We start from the raw sequence: 20,769 nt of genomic DNA on the forward strand, positions 1-20,769 counted from the left end.
TGTATACTAACGCGCCACTTTTCAAGTCAGGAAGATTCGATGCCCGTCGCTCACGTTGCCCTGCCCGTTCCGCTTCCCCGTACCTTTGACTACCTGCTGCCCGACAGCATGAGCGCCAAAGCGGGCTGCCGCGTGACCGTGCCGTTTGGCAAACAGCAGCGCGTGGGGATCGTCGTCTCCGTCAGCGATAAAAGCGAATTGCCGCTTAGCGAACTGAAGTCGGTCGTTGAGGTGCTGGACAGCGAGCCGGTTTACTCTACCAGCACCTGGCGACTGCTGCTGTGGGCGGCGGATTATTATCATCACCCGATTGGCGACGTCCTGTTCCATGCCCTGCCAATTATGCTGCGTCAGGGCAAGAGCGCCAGCCACGCGCCGATGTGGTACTGGTTTGCCACCGAGCAGGGCCAGGCGGTGGACATCAACAGCCTGAAGCGATCGCAAAAACAGCAGCAGGCGCTGGCGGCGCTGCGTCAGGGAAAAATCTGGCGACATCAGGTCGACGAGCTTGAGGTCAGCGAAACGGCGCTACAGGCCTTAAGAAAGAAAGGGCTGAGCGAACTGGCCAGCGAAACCCCCGCTCTTTACGACTGGCGGGAGAGTTTCTCTGTTTCAGGGGATCGCCTGCGTCTGAATACCGAGCAGGCCACCGCCGTGGGCGCGATTCATAGCGCCTCCGATCATTTTTCTGCCTGGCTGCTGGCGGGGGTCACCGGTTCCGGCAAGACCGAAGTCTACCTGAGCGTGCTGGAAAACGTGCTCGCGCAGGGCAAACAGGCGCTGGTGATGGTGCCGGAAATTGGCCTGACGCCGCAAACCATCGCCCGATTCCGCGAGCGCTTTAACGCGCCGATTGAGGTGCTGCACTCCGGCCTGAACGACAGCGAACGCCTCAGCGCCTGGCTGAAAGCGAAAAACGGCGAAGCGGCGATTGTGATCGGCACCCGCTCGTCGCTGTTTACGCCGTTTAAAAATCTTGGCGTTATCGTGATCGACGAAGAGCACGACAGCTCTTATAAACAGCAGGAAGGCTGGCGCTATCACGCCCGCGACCTGGCGGTTTATCGCGCGCACAGTGAGCAGATTCCTATTATTCTCGGCTCCGCCACACCTGCGCTCGAAACGCTGCACAACGTGCGCCAGCGTAAATACCATATGCTGCGCCTGACGCGTCGGGCGGGGAATGCCCGCCCGGCCATTCAGCACGTGCTTGATCTGAAAGGTCAGCAGGTTCAGGCCGGGCTAGCGCCTGCATTGATTACCCGCATGCGCCAGCACCTGCAGGCGGGGAACCAGGTCATTCTGTTCCTTAACCGACGCGGGTTCGCGCCCGCCCTGCTGTGCCACGACTGCGGCTGGATTGCCGAGTGTCCGCGCTGCGACCACTACTACACCTTCCATCAGGCCCAGCGGCATTTGCGCTGCCACCACTGCGACAGCCAGCGCCCGGTGCCGCGCCAGTGCCCGTCGTGTGGTTCAACGCATATCGTGCCGGTCGGTCTGGGGACGGAACAGCTGGAACAGGCGCTTGGCCCCTTCTTCCCGGACGTACCTATTTCGCGTATCGACCGGGACACCACCAGCCGCAAGGGCGCGCTGGAACAGCAGCTGGCGGAAGTGCATCGCGGCGGCGCACGCATTCTGATTGGAACGCAGATGCTGGCCAAAGGCCACCACTTCCCGGACGTCACGCTGGTTGCCCTGCTGGACGTAGACGGCGCGCTGTTTTCGGCAGATTTCCGCTCAGCCGAGCGCTTCGCCCAGCTTTATACCCAGGTGGCAGGGCGTGCCGGTCGCGCCGGTAAACAGGGCGAAGTGGTGCTGCAAACGCACCACCCTGAGCATCCGCTGCTGCAAACCCTGCTTCATAAAGGCTATGACGCCTTTGCAGAGCAGGCGCTGGCCGAACGCCAGACCATGCAGCTGCCGCCGTGGACCAGCCACGTCATCATCCGCGCGGAAGATCACAACAACCAGCAGGCGCCGCTTTTCCTGCAGCAGCTGAGAAACCTCCTGCAGGCCAGCCCGCTGGTGGATAATCAGCTGTGGATTTTGGGCCCGGTGCCGGCACTCGTACCAAAACGCGGCGGACGTTTCCGCTGGCAAATCTTACTTCAGCACCCCTCACGCGTTCGCCTGCAGCATATCGTCAGCGGCACGCTGGCGCTCATCAACACGCTGCCGGAAGCGCGAAAAGTGAAGTGGGTACTGGACGTCGATCCCATCGAAGGCTGAAGACGGATCGAAAAATTTAACGTTCCTCACACTTTTCATGAAAATTCTGTAACCGATTCCATTAACTATCTGTAAAAATGGTGATGTCAGAAGTTCGGTGTTCAGGCGAGGAGAAGACGTTGAAGTCCAGGAAAGAGGTTGCACCGGCGACCATGAAAGACGTTGCCCAGAAAGCACAAGTCTCTACGGCAACGGTATCCCGCGCATTAATGAACCCGGATAAAGTCTCCCAGGCGACCCGTAACCGGGTGGAGCAGGCTGCGCTTGAAGTGGGCTATTTCCCACAGGCAATGGGGCGTAACGTTAAACGCAATGAGTCGCGCACCATTCTGGTGATTGTGCCGGACATCTGTGACCCCTTCTTCAGCGAGATTATCCGCGGTATTGAAGTCACCGCAGCGGAACAGGGTTACCTGGTGCTGATTGGCGACTGTGCTCATCAGAACCAGCAGGAAAAAACCTTCATCGATCTCATTATCACCAAGCAGATCGACGGCATGCTGCTGCTTGGCTCTCGCCTGCCGTTTGATGCCAGCATTGAAGAGCAGCGTAATTTACCGCCGATGGTGATGGCGAACGAGTTTGCGCCGGAGCTGGAGCTGCCGACGGTCCACATTGATAACCTCACCGCCGCGTTCAACGCCGTAAACTATCTTCAGGAGCTGGGGCATAAGCGCATTGGCTGTATTGCCGGGCCTGAAGAGATGCCGCTGTGTCACTATCGCTTACAGGGCTACGTTCAGGCGCTGCGCCGTACCGGCGTCACCGTCGATCCGCACTACATTGCGCGCGGTGACTTTACCTTCGCCGCGGGTGGACAAGCGCTGGAGAAACTTCTGGACCTGCCTGAACCGCCAACCGCCGTATTTTGTCACAGCGACGTGATGGCGCTGGGCGCATTATCGTACGCTAAACGCCGCGGCCTGCGGATACCGAAAGATTTATCGATCATCGGATTCGACAATATTTCGCTTTCAGAATTTTGCGATCCGCCGCTCTCAACGGTCGCTCAGCCGCGCTACCAAATCGGCCGCGAAGCGATGCTGCTTCTGCTGGATCAGCTTCACGGTCAAACAGTTAGCAGCGGCTCGCGGTTGCTGGACTGTGAACTGATTGTCCGCGGCACTACCCAGGCATTGACTTAAAGTAAACGTCTTTCGGATACCCTTATCTGGTCAAAGCCCCGCCGCTTAAGTAACATGGCGGACTGACGAACGAATAAATACAGCGAAACGATAGTGGCACAACGAGATTATGTACGTCGCGGCCAGCCGGCACCTTCGCGACGCAAAAAGAGTAGCTCAAGGAAAAAGCAACGTAACCTGCCTGCTGTATCGCCAGCAATGGTCGCTATTGCTGCGGCTGTAGTCGTCGCCTTTATTGGTGGCCTGTACTTCATCACGCACCATAAAAAAGAAGAGTCTGAGGCGCTTCAGGCCAGTAAAGTTGCCGGAAATGGCCTTCCTCCGAAGCCTGAAGAGCGCTGGCGCTATATCAAAGAGCTGGAAAGCCGTCAGCCTGGGGTGCGTGCGCCAACCGAACCTTCTGCGGGTGGTGAAGTGCAGAATGCGAATCAGCTGACGGATGAACAGCGCCAGCTGCTGGCACAAATGCAGGCCGATATGCGCCAGCAGCCTACGCAGCTGAACGAAGTGCCGTGGAATGAGCAGACGCCGGCGCAGCGCCAGCAAACGCTGCAGCGACGTCAGGCGCAACAGCAGATCCAGCAGCAGCAGTGGGCGCAAACCCAGCCGGTGCAGCAGCCGAAAGCACAGCCGCGGGTAACGGAACAGCCATACCAGCAGCAGACGCGTACGGTGCAGTCTCAGCCTATTCAGCAGCAGCCGAAAACGCAGCCGCAGAAACAGGCGGCTCAGCCGTATCAGGATCTGCTCCAGACGCCAGCGCATACCACCGCGCAGCAGCCGAAAACGCAGCAGGCAGCGCCGGTGACCAAAGAGACCGAAGCGCCGAAGCAGACGGCAGAGAAAAAAGACGAGCGCCGCTGGATGGTACAGTGCGGTTCGTTCAAAGGCGCAGAGCAGGCGGAAACGGTGCGCGCGCAGCTGGCCTTTGAAGGGTTTGATTCGCGTATTACCACCAATAACGGCTGGAATCGCGTGGTGATTGGGCCGGTCAAAGGCAAAGAAAATGCCGATGGCACCATTTCGCGGTTGAAAATCGCCGGCCACACAAACTGCATTCGACTCGCCTCCGGGGGTTGAAACCCCCAAAATCCCCCCCATCTATCATTTAATTCAGCCCTGAGCACAGGCTCAGGGCTTCTGTTTCCCGATTCTGTAACCAGGGGGTCTGCTCGTGACAACAATAGTAAGTGTACGCCGTAACGGCCATGTGGTAATCGCCGGTGATGGCCAGGCCACGCTGGGTAATACCGTCATGAAAGGCAACGTGAAGAAAGTGCGCCGTCTCTACAACGACAAAGTGATCGCCGGTTTTGCTGGCGGCACGGCGGACGCCTTCACGCTGTTTGAACTGTTTGAACGCAAACTGGAAATGCACCAGGGTCATCTGGTGAAAGCTGCCGTTGAGCTGGCGAAAGACTGGCGTACCGACCGCATGCTGCGCAAGCTCGAAGCGCTGCTGGCCGTAGCCGATGAAACCGCCTCGCTGATCATCACCGGTAACGGTGACGTCATTCAGCCGGAAAATGACCTGATTGCCATCGGCTCTGGCGGCCCTTATGCCCAGGCTGCAGCCCGCGCGCTGTTGGAAAATACCGACATGAACGCGCGTGATATCGCGGTGAAGGCGTTGGATATTGCAGGTGATATCTGCATTTATACCAACCACAACCACACCATCGAAGAATTGACCTCCAAAGCGTAAGGATCTCCCATGTCTGAAATGACCCCACGCGAAATTGTCAGCGAACTGAACAAACACATTATCGGCCAGGATAACGCCAAGCGTTCCGTGGCTATCGCCCTGCGTAACCGCTGGCGTCGTATGCAGCTTGACGAAGAGTTGCGCCACGAAGTGACGCCGAAAAATATTCTGATGATCGGCCCGACCGGCGTCGGTAAAACCGAAATTGCCCGTCGTCTGGCGAAGCTGGCTAACGCGCCGTTCATCAAAGTTGAAGCCACCAAGTTCACCGAAGTGGGCTATGTGGGTAAAGAAGTGGACTCCATCATCCGCGATCTAACCGACTCGGCGATCAAGATGGTGCGCGTCCAGGCGATCGAGAAAAACCGCTATCGCGCGGAAGAGATGGCCGAAGAGCGCATTCTCGACGTGCTGATCCCACCGGCAAAAAACAACTGGGGCCAGGCAGAACAGCAGGCGGAACCGTCCGCTGCGCGCCAGGCATTCCGCAAGAAGCTGCGTGAAGGCCAGCTGGACGACAAAGAGATTGAGATCGATCTCGCTGCCGCACCAATGGGTGTGGAAATCATGGCGCCTCCGGGCATGGAAGAGATGACCAGCCAGCTGCAGTCCATGTTCCAGAACCTGGGCGGCCAGAAGCAGAAAGCGCGTAAGCTGAAAATTAAAGACGCGATGAAGCTGCTGATTGAAGAAGAAGCGGCGAAGCTGGTGAACCCGGAAGAGCTGAAGCAGGACGCTATCGACGCGGTTGAGCAGCACGGTATCGTGTTTATCGACGAAATCGACAAAATTTGTAAGCGCGGCGGCAACAGCTCCGGCCCGGACGTGTCCCGCGAAGGCGTTCAGCGCGACCTGCTGCCGCTGGTTGAAGGCTGCACCGTCTCCACCAAGCACGGCATGGTGAAAACGGACCACATCCTGTTTATCGCTTCAGGGGCGTTCCAGGTTGCCAGCCCGTCGGATCTGATCCCCGAACTGCAGGGGCGTCTGCCAATTCGCGTTGAGCTGCAGGCGCTGACCACCGAAGATTTCGAACGTATCCTGACCGAGCCAAACGCCTCTGCTACCGTACAGTACAAAGCGCTGATGGCGACCGAAGGCGTGAACCTCGAGTTCACCGAAGACGGTATCAAGCGTATTGCCCAAGCCGCATGGCAGGTCAACGAAACCACCGAGAACATCGGTGCGCGTCGCCTGCATACCGTGCTGGAACGCCTGGTTGAAGATATCTCTTACGACGCGAGCGACCTTAACGGTCAAACCGTTACCATTGACGCAGAATATGTGAGTAAACATCTGGATGCGTTAGTGGCAGATGAAGATCTGAGCCGTTTTATCCTATAATCGCGGTTACTGGATTCTCATCACGTTTAATGGGGGCTAATGCCCCCATTTTTATTGGCTAAATACTTATGACTGACATCAGCCGTACTCAGGCGTGGCTCGAAAGTCTGCGCCCTAAAACGCTTCCTCTGGCCTTTGCCGCAATTATCGTCGGCACCGCCCTTGCCTGGTGGCAGGGTTATTTTGATCCGCTGGTCGCCGCGCTGGCACTGATTACCGCCGGCCTGCTGCAAATTCTCTCCAATCTCGCCAACGACTATGGCGACGCGGTAAAAGGCAGCGACAAGCCGGACCGCATCGGACCGCTGCGCGGAATGCAGAAAGGGGTGATTACCCAGGCGCAGATGAAACGCGCGCTGATTATCACCGTAGTGCTGATCTGCGTATCCGGCCTGGCGCTGGTGACGGTGGCGTCTAAGACCACCAGCGATTTCATTGGCTTCCTGGTGCTGGGCTTACTGGCCATTATCGCGGCCATCACCTACACCGTCGGCACGCGTCCTTACGGTTATATTGGGCTCGGGGATATCTCCGTACTGGTGTTCTTCGGCTGGCTGAGCGTGATGGGAAGCTGGTACCTGCAGGCGCATACGGTGATCCCTGCCCTGTTCCTGCCCGCGACCGCCTGTGGTCTGCTGGCGACGGCGGTGCTCAACATCAACAACCTGCGCGACATCGACAGCGATCGCGAGAACGGCAAAAATACCCTGGCGGTTCGTCTGGGGCCGGTCAATGCGCGCCGCTATCACGCCTGCCTGCTCATTGGCGCGCTGGTTTGCCTGGCGCTGTTTAACCTGATTTCCTTGCAGAGCTTGTGGGGCTGGCTGTTTGTGCTTGCCGCGCCGCTGCTGATTAAGCAGGCCCGCTTTGTGATGCGTGAACTCAGCCCGTCCGCCATGCCGCCGATGCTGGAACGCACGGTAAAAGGCGCGTTGCTGACTAACCTGTTGTTCGTCATCGGGATTGTTTTAAGCCAGACGCTGCGTTAGCTGACAAATATCAATTAACAATTGATGATTTTGCCAACAACGCATTTCGCACGATATACTGAACACATTCGCAGCAACTGAGCGTTAAACCTATGAAATACGATACCTCCGAGCTTTGTGACATCTACCAGGAAGATGTCAACGTCGTTGAACCGCTGTTCTCCAATTTTGGTGGGAGGTCGTCGTTTGGCGGTCAAATCGTCACGGTGAAATGTTTCGAGGACAACGGGTTGCTGTACGATCTGCTCGAACAGAATGGCCGCGGCCGCGTTCTTGTGGTCGACGGCGGCGGTTCCGTGCGCCGTGCACTGATTGATGCTGAACTGGCCGGCATTGCCGTTCAGAATGAGTGGGAAGGCCTTGTGGTGTACGGTTCCGTGCGTCAGGTGGACGATCTGGAAGACCTGGATATCGGGATTCAGGCCATCGCGGCCATACCGGTAGGGGCGGCGGGTGACGGCATCGGTGAAAGCGACGTGCGCGTCAATTTCGGCGGCGTGACCTTCTTCTCCGGGGACCATCTCTACGCCGATAATACCGGCATTATCCTGTCGGAAGACCCGCTGGATATCGAGTAGTAAAAAAGTCAGCGAGAACCATAAAAAAGCCGGGTGGCGGCGACGCCTTACCCGGCTTATTTCATCTGTATTTCCCGAGAGAAATTAGACTTCTTCCATACGTCCCAGCAGCGCCTGCAGGCGATCCTGCCAGCCGTTCTGCTGTTCGCGCAGCTGGTTGTTTTCGCGCTCCAGTTCTTCGCGGCCGTGCTGAGCGTTCTGAACTTCCTGCGCCAGGCTGTTGTTCTTTTCTTTCAGCTCTTCAATTTCCATCTGCAGCAGGGTGATGGTGTCAATCGCCTGCTGTACTTTCGATTCCAGTTTCTCAAACACTTCTAAAGACATGATGCTACCTCTCCTGAATTGCAAGGCGACGCTTTAACATAAACGCGCACGACATATACCGTCGATTGTATGGAGCGCGGCGCTCTGTGTCCAGCGACACACCGCGCAGATCGCGGTTTGCAACACTTTTAGGTCTGGTCCTGGTGTGTTCGCGTCATATACCCCTAAATTGTTAACTGATTCGTTAATGAAATGATTCAGCTCACATTCCTGTACTGATGCAAAAATGTGCTTTATGGCGCGAAAACGCTCATTTTATTGACACAGACCACACATTTTGATTTCGATATTTCTCGTTTTTGCTCGTTAACGATAAATTAACACTATGTCTACAGGGCATCGTGGCTGTCACGGGCGGCCATGCTAACAATAAACATCAATTTCTTCAGGATTCCGATTATGAGTCAGACATCAACCTTAAAAGGCCAGTGCATTGCCGAGTTCCTTGGTACCGGGTTGTTGATATTCTTCGGAGTGGGCTGTGTTGCTGCACTGAAAGTGGCGGGTGCCAGTTTTGGTCAGTGGGAAATCAGTATCATCTGGGGTCTGGGCGTGGCGATGGCCATCTACCTGACTGCAGGGGTTTCTGGTGCACATCTTAACCCGGCGGTGACAATCGCACTGTGGCTGTTCGCGTGCTTCGACGGACGCAAAGTTGTTCCTTTCATTCTTTCTCAGTTTGCCGGCGCGTTTTGCGCAGCGGCGTTAGTTTACGGGCTTTATTACAATCTTTTCATCGACTTCGAACAGACGCATCATATGGTACGCGGCAGCGTCGAAAGTCTGGATCTGGCAGGCATCTTCTCAACCTACCCTAACCCGCATATCAATTTTGTGCAGGCGTTCGCAGTTGAAATGGTGATTACCGCTATTCTGATGGGCGTTATCCTGGCGCTGACCGACGACGGAAACGGCATTCCGCGCGGCCCGCTGGCACCCCTGCTGATTGGTTTGCTGATTGCGGTGATTGGCGCATCCATGGGCCCGCTGACCGGCTTCGCGATGAACCCGGCACGTGATATCGGACCAAAGGCCTTCGCCTTTATCGCTGGCTGGGGCGACGTCGCCTTCACCGGTGGCAAAGACATTCCTTACTTCCTGGTACCGCTGTTTGCGCCGGTTGTCGGGGCTGCGCTGGGTGCGTTTAGCTACCGCAAATTAATTGGTCGCCACTTACCGTGCGACACCTGTGTGGAAGAGGAGAAGGAAACGACTTCTACCGCACAACAAAAAGCTTCGCTGTAATCTGACTACGGGACACATACCATGACCGAAAAAAAATATATCGTTGCGCTCGACCAGGGCACTACCAGCTCCCGCGCTGTCGTAATGGATCATGACGCGAACATCGTCAGCGTGTCACAGCGCGAATTTGAGCAAATTTATCCTCGTCCAGGCTGGGTAGAACACGACCCGATGGAGATTTGGGCGTCACAAAGCTCCACGCTGGTCGAAGTGCTGGCGAAAGCCGATATCAGTTCCGACGAGATTGCCGCGATTGGTATTACCAACCAGCGTGAAACGACGATTGTCTGGGAACGTGAAACCGGTAAGCCCATTTACAACGCTATCGTCTGGCAGTGCCGCCGTACATCCGAGATCTGCGAACAGCTGAAGCGCGACGGTATGGAAGAGTACGTGCGCAGCGCCACTGGTCTGGTGGTTGACCCGTATTTCTCCGGCACCAAAGTGAAATGGATCCTCGACCACGTAGAAGGTTCACGCGAGCGTGCTAAACGCGGCGAGCTGCTTTTCGGTACCGTCGATACCTGGCTTATCTGGAAGATGACCCAGGGACGCGTTCACGTCACCGACTACACCAACGCCTCGCGTACCATGCTGTTCAACATCAACACCCTGGAGTGGGATGACAAGATGCTGGACGCGCTGGACATTCCGCGCGCGATGCTGCCTGAAGTGCGTAAGTCTTCAGAAGTATACGGCCAGACTAACATCGGCGGTAAAGGCGGCACCCGTATTCCTATCGCCGGTATCGCCGGTGACCAGCAGGCGGCGCTGTTCGGCCAGCTGTGCGTCAAGGAAGGGATGGCGAAGAACACCTACGGCACCGGCTGCTTTATGCTGATGAACACCGGCGAGAAGGCGGTGAAATCAGAAAACGGCCTGCTGACCACCATCGCCTGCGGTCCGCGCGGCGAAGTGAACTATGCGCTGGAAGGTGCGGTGTTCATGGCGGGTGCATCCATTCAGTGGCTGCGCGACGAAATGAAGCTGATCAGCGATGCGTTCGACTCCGAGTACTTCGCGACCAAAGTGAAAGACACCAACGGCGTGTACGTGGTGCCTGCGTTCACCGGTCTGGGCGCACCGTACTGGGACCCGTATGCACGCGGCGCAATTTTCGGGCTGACGCGCGGTGTGAACTCTAACCACATTATTCGCGCTACCCTGGAATCCATCGCCTACCAGACGCGCGACGTGCTGGAAGCGATGCAGGCTGACTCCGGTATTCGTCTGCACGCCCTGCGCGTGGACGGCGGTGCGGTAGCGAATAACTTCCTGATGCAGTTCCAGTCCGACATTCTCGGCACCCGCGTTGAGCGCCCTGAAGTGCGTGAAGTCACGGCGCTGGGCGCGGCGTACCTTGCCGGTCTGGCGGTAGGCTTCTGGCAGAACCTGGACGAGCTGCAGGAAAAAGCGGTTATCGAACGCGAGTTCCGCCCGGGCATCGAAACCACCGAGCGTAACTTCCGCTACAGCGGCTGGAAAAAAGCGGTGAAACGCGCCCTGGCGTGGGAAGAGCACGAAGAGTAATCCCCCTCACCCCGGCCCTCTCCCCAAAGGGGAGAGGGTGTTTTAAGTCCCCTCGCCCCTTTGGGGAGAGGGTTAGGGTGAGGGGAGTACAGACCGCACCTTACCCACTCTGTGATAAACTTCGTGCAATTCCTTTTGATTGCACGAGTACCTCATGAAACGTGAACTTGCTATCGAGTTTTCCCGCGTCACCGAAGCGGCCGCCCTTGCAGGCTATAAATGGCTGGGCCGTGGCGACAAAAATACCGCAGACGGCGCAGCCGTCCATGCCATGCGCATAGTACTTAACCAGGTCAACATTGACGGCACCATCGTGATCGGCGAAGGCGAGATCGACGAAGCGCCGATGCTCTATATCGGTGAAAAAGTCGGTACCGGCAAAGGCGATGCCGTGGATATCGCCGTCGACCCGATCGAAGGCACCCGCATGACGGCGATGGGTCAGGCCAATGCGTTAGCGGTGCTGGCCGTCGGCGATAAGGGCTGCTTCCTGAACGCGCCGGACATGTACATGGAAAAGCTGATTGTCGGTCCAGGCGCGAAGGGCGCAATCGACCTTAGCCTGCCGCTGGAAGAGAACCTGCAAAACATCGCCAAAGCCCTGGGCAAACCCCTTAGCGAACTTACCGTGACGATTCTGGCGAAACCGCGCCACGACGCCACCATCGCGCAGATGCAAAAGCTCGGCGTACGCGTGTTTGCTATCCCTGACGGTGACGTTGCCGCCTCGATCCTGACCTGCATGCCGGACAGCGAAGTCGACGTGCTGTACGGCATCGGCGGCGCGCCGGAAGGTGTGGTCTCCGCGGCAGTGATCCGCGCGCTGGATGGCGATATGCAGGCCCGTCTGCTGCCCCGCCATGAGGTGAAAGGCGACAGCGAAGAGAACCGCCGTATCGGGGAAAACGAGCTGGCGCGCTGCGAAGCGATGGGCATCGAGGCCAATAAAGTGCTGGCTCTGGACGAAATGGCGCGTAGCGATAACGTTGTCTTCTCGGCGACCGGCATCACCAAAGGCGATCTGCTGGACGGCATCACCCGCAAGGGTAATATGGCCACCACTGAAACCCTGCTGATCCGCGGTAAATCACGCACCATTCGCCGCATTCAATCTATCCACTATCTCGACCGCAAAGACCCGGACGTGCAGACGCACATTCTGTAAAACCGTTTGATCGATAGAGCTTTCCGGCCCTGACGGGCTGGAAATTATCACCACAAGTACGGAAGATAGAACAGAGAAACAGCACAGGAGAAGATCATGGCGGACTGGGTAACAGGTAAAGTCACAAAGGTACAGTTCTGGACCGATGCGCTATTTAGTCTCACCGTACATGCTCCCGTTCACCCGTTTAAAGCCGGACAATTTGCGAAGCTGGGGCTGGACGTCGACGGCGAGCGCGTGCAGCGCGCCTACTCTTACGTTAACGCGCCTGATAACCCGGATCTCGAGTTCTATCTGGTCACCGTTCCTGACGGTAAGCTCAGCCCGCGCCTTGCCGCCCTTAAGCCCGGCGACGACGTGCAAATTGTGAGTGAAGCGGCTGGCTTCTTCGTGCTCGAAGAGATCCCCGACTGCGACACGCTCTGGATGCTGGCAACCGGTACGGCCATCGGCCCTTATCTCTCTATTTTGCAGTACGGCAAAGATCTGGAGCGCTTTAAAAACATCGTGCTGGTGCACGCTGCGCGCTATTCCGCAGACCTGAGCTATTTGCCGCAGATGCAGGCGCTTGAACAGCAGTACGGCGGGAAGTTAAAGATTCAGACGGTGGTCAGCCGCGAAACCGTAGCAGGAGCGCTTACCGGCCGCGTGCCGGCATTAATTGAGAGTGGAGCCCTGGAAGACGCGGTGGGTTTGCCGCTGAACGCTGAAACCAGCCACGTCATGCTGTGCGGCAACCCGCAGATGGTGCGGGACACGCAGCAGCTTCTGAAGGATACCCGGCAGATGACGAAACATCTTCGCCGCCGACCGGGCCATATGACCGCCGAACACTACTGGTGATCAGCGGTATTTCACCTCAAGGGTGTCTTTACCGTATTTGTTTTCGCTCTGGGTGCCAATAAACGCGCCCAGATCGACAATCATCATCACGAAGATGACCGACGGCAGCAGCCTGCCCACGACCCACGGCAGAATGGACGGCAGCATCGCCCAGTTCCCCGCCACCAGCATCCACGCCAGAATAATCAAAAATGCCCACGCGCCGGAACGTCCGCGATCGTGCAGCCGTTTTACGACAACCGCCGCCGTTGGCCATAGCAGACAGACCAGCGCGAAGGCCGCCGTTTGCGTGCTCAGCCAGGCGTTGTAAGCAACGAAAAACAGAAGCAGCATGGCGATAACCCACGTCACCATCCAGATCCAGAAATCACGGCGTCCAATACGCCCTTTGAATGAAAACAGCCACTGCTGTATGGTCATGTAAGGTTCCTTATTATCGTATAGCGCGCATTTTACCCTGGAGTTGTGACCTTTTGACAAGCCGACCAGATATCGTTTTAATCATGAGCACTTACGGCCAGGGGCAATGTTGATGAAAAGTTCGGCACGTTCTCTTTTCCTGTGTTTAGCGCTGCTCAGCGCGGGTTATCCCCTGCACGCCGCCGAAACAACAGCCCCGACCACAGCACCCTATCTGCTGGCGGGCGCGCCGTCGTTCGATCAGTCCATCAGCCAGTTTCGTGAAACCTTCAATCAGACCAACCCCACGCTGCCGCTGGATGAGTTTCGCGCCATTGATGGCTCACGCGATACCCCCACACTGACCCGTGCGGCAAGCAAGATAAATGAGAATTTGTATGCTTCCACGGCGCTGGAGCGCGGTACGTTAAAAATCAAAAGCATGCAAATCACCTGGCTGCCGATACAGGGGCCAGAGCAGAAAGCCGCTAAGGCGAAAGCGCTGGAGTACATGAGCGCGGTACTGCAGGCCTTTACCCCTGCGCTGACGAAAAAGCAGAGTCAGCAAAAGCTGCAAAAACTCCTCACCGCCGGGAAAAATAAGCGTTACTACGCCGATACCGAAGGCGCGATCCGCTATGTTGTGGCGGACAACGGCGAAAAAGGACTGACCTTCGCTGTTGAACCGATTAAGCTGGCACTATCTGACACCCTCGGCGGGGCGAATTAATGACAAAAAGCAAAGCCTTTCGAGGGAAAATCTCTATACTGATTCACAGACCATGCTGCCCGACAGGGTGGCCATATTCCTTAATTCGCTTATTTAGCGTGGAGAATTGAAATGCGACATCCTTTAGTGATGGGTAACTGGAAACTGAACGGCAGCCGCCACATGGTAAACGAACTGGTTGCGAACCTGCGTAAAGAGCTGGCTGGCGTGACGGGTTGCGCGGTTGCTATCGCTCCGCCGGATATGTACCTGGATCTGGCTAAACACGCCGCTGACGGCAGCCACATCATCCTGGGCGCGCAGAACGTTGACGTTAACCTGTCTGGCGCGTTCACCGGTGAAACCTCCGCTGAAATGCTGAAAGATATCGGCGCGAAATACATCATCATCGGCCACTCCGAGCGTCGCACCTATCACAAAGAATCCGACGAGTTCATCGCGAAGAAATTCGCCGTGCTGAAAGAGCAGGGCCTGATCCCGGTTCTGTGCATCGGTGAAACCGAAGCGGAAAACGAAGCGGGCAAAACCGAAGAAGTATGTGCACGTCAGATCGACGCAGTGCTGAAAACCCAGGGCGCGGCAGCGTTCGAAGGCGCGGTAATCGCTTACGAGCCAGTCTGGGCGATCGGTACCGGCAAATCTGCAACCCCTGCGCAGGCTCAGGCGGTTCACAAATTCATTCGTGACCACATTGCTAAAGCCGACGCGAAGGTCGCTGAGCAAGTGATTATTCAGTACGGCGGTTCCGTAAACGCTTCCAACGCTGCTGAGCTGTTCACCCAGCCAGACATCGATGGCGCGCTGGTTGGCGGTGCATCCCTGAAAGCTGACGCTTTCGCGGTGATCGTTAAGGCAGCAGAAGCGGCTAAACAGGCGTAATTGCCTATGTGGCGGGTGGCGCTTGCGCTTGCCCGCCGCTCTTCTCCTCCCTCTCCCTTTGGGAGAGGGTTGGGGTGAGGGGAAACCGCTCGCACCGAACTACACTTTCCGCAGCAAACTAAACCACAGATAATCCAGCGGCAGCAGCACCAGATACGTTGCGATAGCCAGCGCCAGACAGAGCACCATCCCCGCCCTTGCAGGCACCTTTCCTAACCCCATTGCCACGACAATCGGCGACGCCTGATACGGCAGCAGCGGCGTGGAATAGCCCAGCACCTGAATCATGATCACCGAAAGCAGCGGGAAACCGGTCGCGTCCGAGAAGCTCTGCGCCAGCGTGGTGTAAAGCGCCGGCACGCCGTTGGCGGTCATAATGAAGTTGAGCGCCGTGGTAATACCGGTCAGCGCCAGGAAGCTGGTGAACGGTCTGTCTGCATCCAGCGGCATAATGCGAAGCAATGCCTCGCCCACGGCCGTTCCGATACCGGTTTGCGTCACCACGATCGCAAGCCCAAGAATGCCCGCGACGTAAATACAGGTGCGCATGTTCACGCCCGCTGAAAATTCTTCCCCGGTGATAAAGCCAACGCGCGGCAGCATGACGATGATCGACGCCGCCAGCCCCGTCCACGCCGGCCCCACGCCGTGCCAGCTCTCCGTGACCCACATCCCCAGCACCACCGCCAGCAGCCAGGCAAGACGCTTTTCATCCCGCCCCATAGGCTCTGACGGCGCCTGTTCCTTCGGCGGTTTTGGGCTGCCGGGAAATAGCCAGCAGATGAGGCCAATCAGGATCAGGCCTTTGAGAATACCGAGCACCGGCGTGTGCAGCAGCAGATACGGGACATAGTTCAGATGGATACCGTACGAACCTTCCGCCGCACCGCTCATTACCAGATTGGGGACGTTAGCAGGCAAGATCGTCGCCGAAAGCTGGAAAGTCCCGAACCCCACCGCCAGCGCCAGCCCGAACCAGGCGCGGGAGCCGTCGGCGATACCGGCGCGTTTTGCCATCGCCGCGACAATCGGCATCAGCAGCGCAATACGTCCCATGTTCGACGGCATCACAAACGCCAGCGCGTAGCTCAGCAGCACCACGCTCGCCACCATCAACACCCAGGAGTCAGTGAGCTTTGCCGACAGCGCCCGGGCGGCCCTGTCCGCCAGTCCGGTTTTACGGATCGCCACGCCAAGCACAAAGCCGCTGAATACCAGCCAGAAAGCCGACGAGGCAAAACCGCCGAAGATGACCTCCGGCGGGGCGATTCTGGCGGTCATCGCCGCCGTGAAGAACAGCAGCGCGGTGATAAATTCCGGCAATAGCGACGTCGCCCACAGCACGATGGTGACGCCAACAATCAGTGAGGGCAGCAGCAGAGGATACGTTAACCAGAGCGACATACCTGTCTCCTGTAGAATTTTTCAGCAAGTCTACGGTGACAGGCAGCCCGAGTAAACGCGATTTATGGTGGGGTTACTTCAGGATAGTGCATTGATGATCCTGCAGTTCCTCCGCAGACGCGCGGTTAAGCGTGAGCAGGTTACGCTCGGTCGCCAGCAAAACAAAAGAGCCATCCGACTGCTGCGCCATTGCCAGCGCGAAACGCCCCATATGGTCGCGCGCTTCCGGCAGCTCTTCCGCCAGCATCATAAACGGGCTGCGCTGGACCAGTTCATTCTCCGTCACGCGACGAGCAAGATATTCATGTCCTTCCAGCCCCCCCGGAAGAGGCAGCCACTGGGTGCTGATTTCTCCCTGTGCCGCGTTGAGCTTCTCGCGCACGTCCGGGCGCAGGCAGGAGATATGAATATGAAAATGATTCTGCGTGCGGCCAGTCGGCGAGTTAATCGTCAGCGAAATGGCGCTGTCAGGCACCTCGGATCCGCGCTTCAGGGTCATAAAGCTGCGCGACTGCCACGCCAGCCAGAAAAAGTTCGGCGTATGAGCGTCGGTCAGCAGCGGGCTCTCGGTGCCGTTGATGCGATAGGTTGGCATCAGCAGGTATTGCAGCGGCCCGTTGCGATCTTTAAATACCACATAGCCTGCATCCGTTTTCACCTGCGCACAGGGTGCCGGGTTACGGTTCTGGATCTGATTCGGCACACACTGGTCGAGAACGATATGGCGCAACGCATTCGGATTACCCGCCTTCATCCAGTACACGCCGCCAGCGGCAAGGGCGATGACAATGAGGATCAATAAGATAACTTTTTTCACAACGCGTTCCCTGTTTTCAATAGAGGCAAAAGAGTAACGCAAAATGATGACCAAATAAAAAACCCGGCGGATTTCTCACGCCGGGTCACCGTGTCACAGGCTAATGGTTAGCGCTGGCTAATTTGGTCGAAGGTACCGCCGTTGGAGAAGTGCTCTTTCTGCGCTTTCGTCCAGCCGCCGAACACATCGTCAATAGTGAATAGCTTCAGTTTTGGGAACTCACCTTCGTATTTCTTGGCGACCGCCGCATCGCGTGGACGATAGAAGTTTTTCGCCGCAATTTCCTGGCCTTCTGGCGAGTACAGATACTTCAGGTAGGCTTCCGCCACCGCTTTGGTATCTTTCTTCTCAACCACTTTATCGACCACGGAAACGGTCGGCTCAGCCAGAATCGATTCGCTCGGGGTCACGATCTCGAACTTGTCTTTACCCAGCTCGTGGGTCGCCAGCAGAGCTTCGTTTTCCCAGGCAATCAGCACGTCGCCAATCCCGCGCTCGACGAAGGTGTTGGTGGCGCCACGCGCGCCGGAGTCCAGCACCTCAACGTTTTTATACAGCGCCTTCACGAATTCCTGCGCTTTGGCCTGGTCGCCATTGTTGTGATGCAGTGCATAGCCCCACGCGCCGAGGTAGTTCCAGCGAGCGCCGCCGGAGCTTTTCGGGTTCGGGGTAATCACAGAAACGCCCGGTTTGATCAGGTCGTTCCAGTCTTTAATTTGTTTCGGGTTTCCTTTACGCACCAGGAAGACGATGGTCGAGGTGTATGGCGCGGAGTTATCCGGCAGGCGTTTGATCCAGTTTTTGTCGATGCGGCCGCGCTCGGCGATCGCGTCGACATCGTAGGCCAGCGCCAGGGTTACCACGTCGGCTTCAATACCGTTTATCACGGACGTCGCCTGCTTGCCGGAGCCGCCATGCGACTGGCGAACCACCACGTTGTCGCCGGTTTCCTGCTTCCAGTGTGCCGCGAACGCTTTGTTGTATTGCTCGTACAGTTCACGCGTCGGGTCGTATGACACGTTCAGTAACTGGATATCCTTAGCCAGAACGCTGGTCGATGCCAGCAATAATGTTAAACCCACGCCCCATTTATTCATCGCCCAGCTCTCTTGTGTAGTGTTTTGATGAATGCAGCGTGCCAGAAAGCGAATCGAGGATTAAAGAATAAAAAAAGATTGGCTATAACGTAGTGGAATAAAAGAAGTGGATGAGCGGCCTGATGCCCTCACTCCAACCCTCTCCCACGGGAGAGGGAGCAACCATAAAAAAACGGTAACCCAAGGGTTACCGTTTTGCATTTACCTTGCCGCCACCGGGCAACAGAGCCGATCAGTACAGTTTTTTCGCGCAGTCCAGCCAGTCACCTTTAAACGGACGCTTCATGTTTTCAATCGCGTCGATGATGTCGTGGTGAACCAGTTTTTCGTTCTGAATACCGACGCAGCGGCCGCCGTGACCCTGCAGCAGCAGATCGATAGCGTACGCGCCCATACGGGACGCCAGAATACGGTCGTACGGGCCTGGGGAACCGCCACGCTGGATGTGACCCAGTACGGTCGCGCGGGTTTCGCGTTTGGTTTCGGCTTCGATGTACTTCGCCAGCTCGTCAACGTCACAGATGTGCTCGGTGATAGCCACGATTGCGTGTTTTTTACCCTTCGCGATGCCCGCTTTGATTTCAGCCACCAGATCTTCACGGCTAAATTCGACTTCCGGCACGACGATAAATTCGCAACCGCCCGCAATGGCTGCCGCCAGCGTCAGGTCGCCGCAGTAACGGCCCATCACTTCAACGATAGAGATACGCTGGTGAGAAGAAGAGGTGTCACGCAGACGGTCAATCGCTTCAACAACGGTACCCAGTGCAGTAAAGAAGCCGATAGTGTAGTCAGTACCCTTGATGTCGTTGTCGATGGTGCCCGGCAGACCGATGCACGGGAAGCCCATTTCGGTCAGACGTTTTGCACCCATGTAGGAGCCGTCACCGCCGATAACCACCAGGGCGTCCAGGCCGCGTTTCTTCATGTTTTCGATAGCCACTTCACGAACGTGTTCATCACGGAATTCCGGGAAGCGCGCGGAACCGAGGAAAGTACCGCCACGGTTGATCATGTCAGACACGCTGTAACGGTCGAGCTGAACCATACGATCTTCATACAGGCCCAGATAACCGTCATAAACGCCAAAAACTTCCAGGCCTTCCGTCAGCGCTGCACGGACAACACCACGAATTGCCGCGTTCATGCCCGGCGCATCACCGCCGCTTGTCAACACACCGATTTTCTTAATCATGACTACCTCTGAACTTAGGAATGCAAAATTGAAATCTGTTGCCGGAAGAAACTTATCGACCAACGAATACTGCAAATAGTATATCAATCCCTTCCAGCTGAATTGATTCAGGTCAGACCAAACGGCGGTAATTTATACACAAAATGCTGGCCTGGCTCACTTTTTTACAACGAATTACGAAAGCCCAACATGACCGGGTACAACCGAGCAGGGATCCTGGTGAATGATGACGTCTGAACCAGGAAAACGCTGCAAAATCGCCTGCTCGACCTGCTCAGCAATAACGTGAGCCTGAACCAGTGGCAGGTTGTCTTCCATTTCAATATGAATCTGAATAAAGCGGGTCGGCCCTGACTGCCGCGTTCGAAGATCGTGTGCACCGCTAACGCCGGGCCAGGAGGTCACGATAGAAAAAATTTCACTACGTTCTGAGTCCGGGAGGGCGCGGTCAAGCAGTGATTGCACCGCTTCATACCCCATCCGCAGGGCGCTATATAAAATATAGATACCAATCCCTAACGCAAATAACGCATCGGCGCGATGCCAGCCATACCAGGCCAGACCGAGCGCAATAAGAATAGCTCCATTCATCATAACATCAGATTGATAATGAAGCATATCCGCCCGTACAGCCTGACTTTGCGTTTTGCGAACAACCCAGCGCTGGAACGTTACCAGAACAAGTGTGCATATAAGGGCAACGATCGTCACAACTACGCCTACGCCGGGATCGTTCATCGGTGTCGGCGAAACAAGATGCTGAATACCGGTTAAAAACAGGAACAGCGCAGAGCCGGAAATGAACATGCTTTGTGCCAGCGCGGCCAGCGACTCCGCTTTGCCGTGCCCAAATGTGTGCTCTTCATCCGCTGGCTGCAGCGAGTAACGCACCACCAGCAGGTTGGTCAACGAGGCGGCAATGTCCATCAGCGAGTCCACCAGCGCCGCCAGAATACTGACCGAGCCGGTATACCACCAGGCAAAGATTTTAATCAGTAACAGGCTGGAGGCCATGACGGTCGCCGCAATGGCGGCCCGGCTTACCAGTCTTCCATAGGATTGATCCATAAACGCTCCTGTCATGTCATGCCGCTAGTATAACGGAAGCATGGGGAGTCTAAGGATGAATAAACGGTTAACAGCGC

The 20,769-nt window shown here is 56.7% G+C and carries 20 protein-coding genes; 13 read left to right on the plus strand and 7 right to left on the minus strand.

From position 1 onward, the window contains the following. Positions 1–39 precede the first annotated feature (39 nt). From priA to rraA, 7 genes are all read left to right on the plus strand, one after another. On the plus strand, positions 40–2,235 hold the full coding sequence (priA, locus tag ACMGGX_RS09300; protein ID WP_348562317.1) for a primosomal protein N': 2,196 nt from the start codon (positions 40–42) through the stop codon (positions 2,233–2,235). A 119-nt stretch (positions 2,236–2,354) separates the two neighbouring features. After that, a complete protein-coding gene (gene cytR / locus ACMGGX_RS09305) occupies positions 2,355–3,380 on the plus strand; it encodes a DNA-binding transcriptional regulator CytR (RefSeq protein WP_023309683.1) in 1,026 nt (341 codons plus the stop codon). A gap of 93 nt (positions 3,381–3,473) precedes the next feature. Beyond that, on the plus strand, positions 3,474–4,460 hold the full coding sequence (gene ftsN / locus ACMGGX_RS09310; protein ID WP_348562315.1) for a cell division protein FtsN: 987 nt from the start codon (positions 3,474–3,476) through the stop codon (positions 4,458–4,460). A gap of 94 nt (positions 4,461–4,554) precedes the next feature. Further along, entirely contained in the window at positions 4,555–5,085 is a 531-nt protein-coding gene (hslV, locus tag ACMGGX_RS09315; protein ID WP_008501802.1) for an ATP-dependent protease subunit HslV, read from the plus strand. 9 nt (positions 5,086–5,094) lie between these two features. Beyond that, positions 5,095–6,429 carry an HslU--HslV peptidase ATPase subunit gene (gene hslU, locus ACMGGX_RS09320; RefSeq protein WP_023309685.1) on the plus strand — a complete coding sequence of 445 codons (1,335 nt, stop codon included), beginning with the start codon at positions 5,095–5,097 and terminating at the stop codon, positions 6,427–6,429. 68 nt (positions 6,430–6,497) lie between these two features. After that, entirely contained in the window at positions 6,498–7,418 is a 921-nt protein-coding gene (gene menA, locus ACMGGX_RS09325) for a 1,4-dihydroxy-2-naphthoate polyprenyltransferase (protein ID WP_033146936.1), read from the plus strand. 92 nt (positions 7,419–7,510) lie between these two features. After that, a complete protein-coding gene (gene rraA / locus ACMGGX_RS09330) occupies positions 7,511–7,996 on the plus strand; it encodes a ribonuclease E activity regulator RraA (protein WP_023309687.1) in 486 nt (161 codons plus the stop codon). A gap of 84 nt (positions 7,997–8,080) precedes the next feature. Here the strand turns inward: rraA and zapB are convergent, their stop codons facing one another. After that, entirely contained in the window at positions 8,081–8,320 is a 240-nt protein-coding gene (gene zapB, locus ACMGGX_RS09335; RefSeq protein ID WP_010436935.1) for a septal ring assembly protein ZapB, read from the minus strand. Between the two features lie 399 nt (positions 8,321–8,719). On the opposite strand from zapB, the gene ACMGGX_RS09340 reads away from it, so the two are divergent. The 4 genes from ACMGGX_RS09340 to fpr all read left to right on the plus strand — a co-directional run bounded on the left by ACMGGX_RS09340 (position 8,720) and on the right by fpr (position 13,103). Further along, positions 8,720–9,565, plus strand: coding sequence for an MIP/aquaporin family protein (locus tag ACMGGX_RS09340; protein WP_014885705.1), 846 nt, complete (start codon positions 8,720–8,722; stop codon positions 9,563–9,565). Between the two features lie 21 nt (positions 9,566–9,586). Beyond that, the gene (gene glpK, locus ACMGGX_RS09345; protein WP_023309688.1) at positions 9,587–11,095 is read left to right on the plus strand and encodes a glycerol kinase GlpK; all 1,509 of its coding nucleotides are present in this window, start codon (positions 9,587–9,589) and stop codon (positions 11,093–11,095) included. Between the two features lie 154 nt (positions 11,096–11,249). Continuing rightward, positions 11,250–12,260, plus strand: coding sequence for a class II fructose-bisphosphatase (glpX, locus tag ACMGGX_RS09350; RefSeq protein WP_045355537.1), 1,011 nt, complete (start codon positions 11,250–11,252; stop codon positions 12,258–12,260). A 96-nt stretch (positions 12,261–12,356) separates the two neighbouring features. Further along, a complete protein-coding gene (gene fpr / locus ACMGGX_RS09355; RefSeq protein WP_325760953.1) occupies positions 12,357–13,103 on the plus strand; it encodes a ferredoxin--NADP(+) reductase in 747 nt (248 codons plus the stop codon). Here the strand turns inward: fpr and ACMGGX_RS09360 are convergent, their stop codons facing one another. Beyond that, on the minus strand, positions 13,104–13,523 hold the full coding sequence (locus tag ACMGGX_RS09360; protein WP_045404241.1) for a DUF805 domain-containing protein: 420 nt from the start codon (positions 13,521–13,523) through the stop codon (positions 13,104–13,106). 112 nt (positions 13,524–13,635) lie between these two features. Here ACMGGX_RS09360 and ACMGGX_RS09365 point away from each other — a divergent pair, with 112 nt between their 5' ends. Together ACMGGX_RS09365 and tpiA are read left to right on the plus strand one after the other, a co-directional pair. Beyond that, positions 13,636–14,232, plus strand: a complete 597-nt coding sequence (locus ACMGGX_RS09365; protein WP_023309692.1) for a DUF1454 family protein — start codon at positions 13,636–13,638, stop codon at positions 14,230–14,232. Positions 14,233–14,343: 111 nt separating this feature from the next. Then, positions 14,344–15,111, plus strand: a complete 768-nt coding sequence (tpiA, locus tag ACMGGX_RS09370; RefSeq protein WP_014172206.1) for a triose-phosphate isomerase — start codon at positions 14,344–14,346, stop codon at positions 15,109–15,111. Positions 15,112–15,210: 99 nt separating this feature from the next. On the opposite strand, the gene ACMGGX_RS09375 is transcribed toward tpiA, so the two are convergent. From ACMGGX_RS09375 to fieF, 5 genes are all read right to left on the minus strand, one after another. Further along, positions 15,211–16,515 carry an SLC13 family permease gene (locus tag ACMGGX_RS09375; RefSeq protein ID WP_420298297.1) on the minus strand — a complete coding sequence of 435 codons (1,305 nt, stop codon included), beginning with the start codon at positions 16,513–16,515 and terminating at the stop codon, positions 15,211–15,213. Between the two features lie 73 nt (positions 16,516–16,588). Beyond that, positions 16,589–17,332, minus strand: a complete 744-nt coding sequence (locus ACMGGX_RS09380) for a CDP-diacylglycerol diphosphatase (protein ID WP_420298298.1) — start codon at positions 17,330–17,332, stop codon at positions 16,589–16,591. 107 nt (positions 17,333–17,439) lie between these two features. After that, positions 17,440–18,429 (minus strand): sulfate ABC transporter substrate-binding protein, encoded by a 990-nt coding sequence (locus ACMGGX_RS09385; protein ID WP_023309695.1) that lies wholly within the window; start codon positions 18,427–18,429, stop codon positions 17,440–17,442. 232 nt (positions 18,430–18,661) lie between these two features. Beyond that, entirely contained in the window at positions 18,662–19,624 is a 963-nt protein-coding gene (gene pfkA / locus ACMGGX_RS09390; RefSeq protein ID WP_023309696.1) for a 6-phosphofructokinase, read from the minus strand. 174 nt (positions 19,625–19,798) lie between these two features. Continuing rightward, the gene (fieF, locus tag ACMGGX_RS09395) at positions 19,799–20,692 is read right to left on the minus strand and encodes a CDF family cation-efflux transporter FieF (RefSeq protein ID WP_181594054.1); all 894 of its coding nucleotides are present in this window, start codon (positions 20,690–20,692) and stop codon (positions 19,799–19,801) included. Between the last annotated feature and the right edge of the window lie 77 nt (positions 20,693–20,769).

This window comes from Enterobacter sp. BNK-29 (assembly GCF_048684785.1).
GTDB lineage: Bacteria > Pseudomonadota > Gammaproteobacteria > Enterobacterales > Enterobacteriaceae > Enterobacter > Enterobacter cloacae_M.

What these genes read in the sequence shown, in the direction of transcription:
- priA (WP_348562317.1), top strand. Translation starts at nt 40, where the DNA reads ATGCCCGTCGCTCACGTTGCCCTGCCCGTTCCGCTTCCCCGTACCTTT.
- hslU (WP_023309685.1), top strand. Translation starts at nt 5,095, where the DNA reads ATGTCTGAAATGACCCCACGCGAAATTGTCAGCGAACTGAACAAACAC.
- menA (WP_033146936.1), top strand. Translation starts at nt 6,498, where the DNA reads ATGACTGACATCAGCCGTACTCAGGCGTGGCTCGAAAGTCTGCGCCCT.
- rraA (WP_023309687.1), top strand. Translation starts at nt 7,511, where the DNA reads ATGAAATACGATACCTCCGAGCTTTGTGACATCTACCAGGAAGATGTC.
- zapB (WP_010436935.1), bottom strand. Translation starts at nt 8,320, where the DNA reads ATGTCTTTAGAAGTGTTTGAGAAACTGGAATCGAAAGTACAGCAGGCG.
- ACMGGX_RS09340 (WP_014885705.1), top strand. Translation starts at nt 8,720, where the DNA reads ATGAGTCAGACATCAACCTTAAAAGGCCAGTGCATTGCCGAGTTCCTT.
- glpK (WP_023309688.1), top strand. Translation starts at nt 9,587, where the DNA reads ATGACCGAAAAAAAATATATCGTTGCGCTCGACCAGGGCACTACCAGC.
- glpX (WP_045355537.1), top strand. Translation starts at nt 11,250, where the DNA reads ATGAAACGTGAACTTGCTATCGAGTTTTCCCGCGTCACCGAAGCGGCC.
- fpr (WP_325760953.1), top strand. Translation starts at nt 12,357, where the DNA reads ATGGCGGACTGGGTAACAGGTAAAGTCACAAAGGTACAGTTCTGGACC.
- ACMGGX_RS09360 (WP_045404241.1), bottom strand. Translation starts at nt 13,523, where the DNA reads ATGACCATACAGCAGTGGCTGTTTTCATTCAAAGGGCGTATTGGACGC.
- ACMGGX_RS09365 (WP_023309692.1), top strand. Translation starts at nt 13,636, where the DNA reads ATGAAAAGTTCGGCACGTTCTCTTTTCCTGTGTTTAGCGCTGCTCAGC.
- tpiA (WP_014172206.1), top strand. Translation starts at nt 14,344, where the DNA reads ATGCGACATCCTTTAGTGATGGGTAACTGGAAACTGAACGGCAGCCGC.
- ACMGGX_RS09375 (WP_420298297.1), bottom strand. Translation starts at nt 16,515, where the DNA reads ATGTCGCTCTGGTTAACGTATCCTCTGCTGCTGCCCTCACTGATTGTT.
- ACMGGX_RS09385 (WP_023309695.1), bottom strand. Translation starts at nt 18,429, where the DNA reads ATGAATAAATGGGGCGTGGGTTTAACATTATTGCTGGCATCGACCAGC.
- pfkA (WP_023309696.1), bottom strand. Translation starts at nt 19,624, where the DNA reads ATGATTAAGAAAATCGGTGTGTTGACAAGCGGCGGTGATGCGCCGGGC.
- fieF (WP_181594054.1), bottom strand. Translation starts at nt 20,692, where the DNA reads ATGGATCAATCCTATGGAAGACTGGTAAGCCGGGCCGCCATTGCGGCG.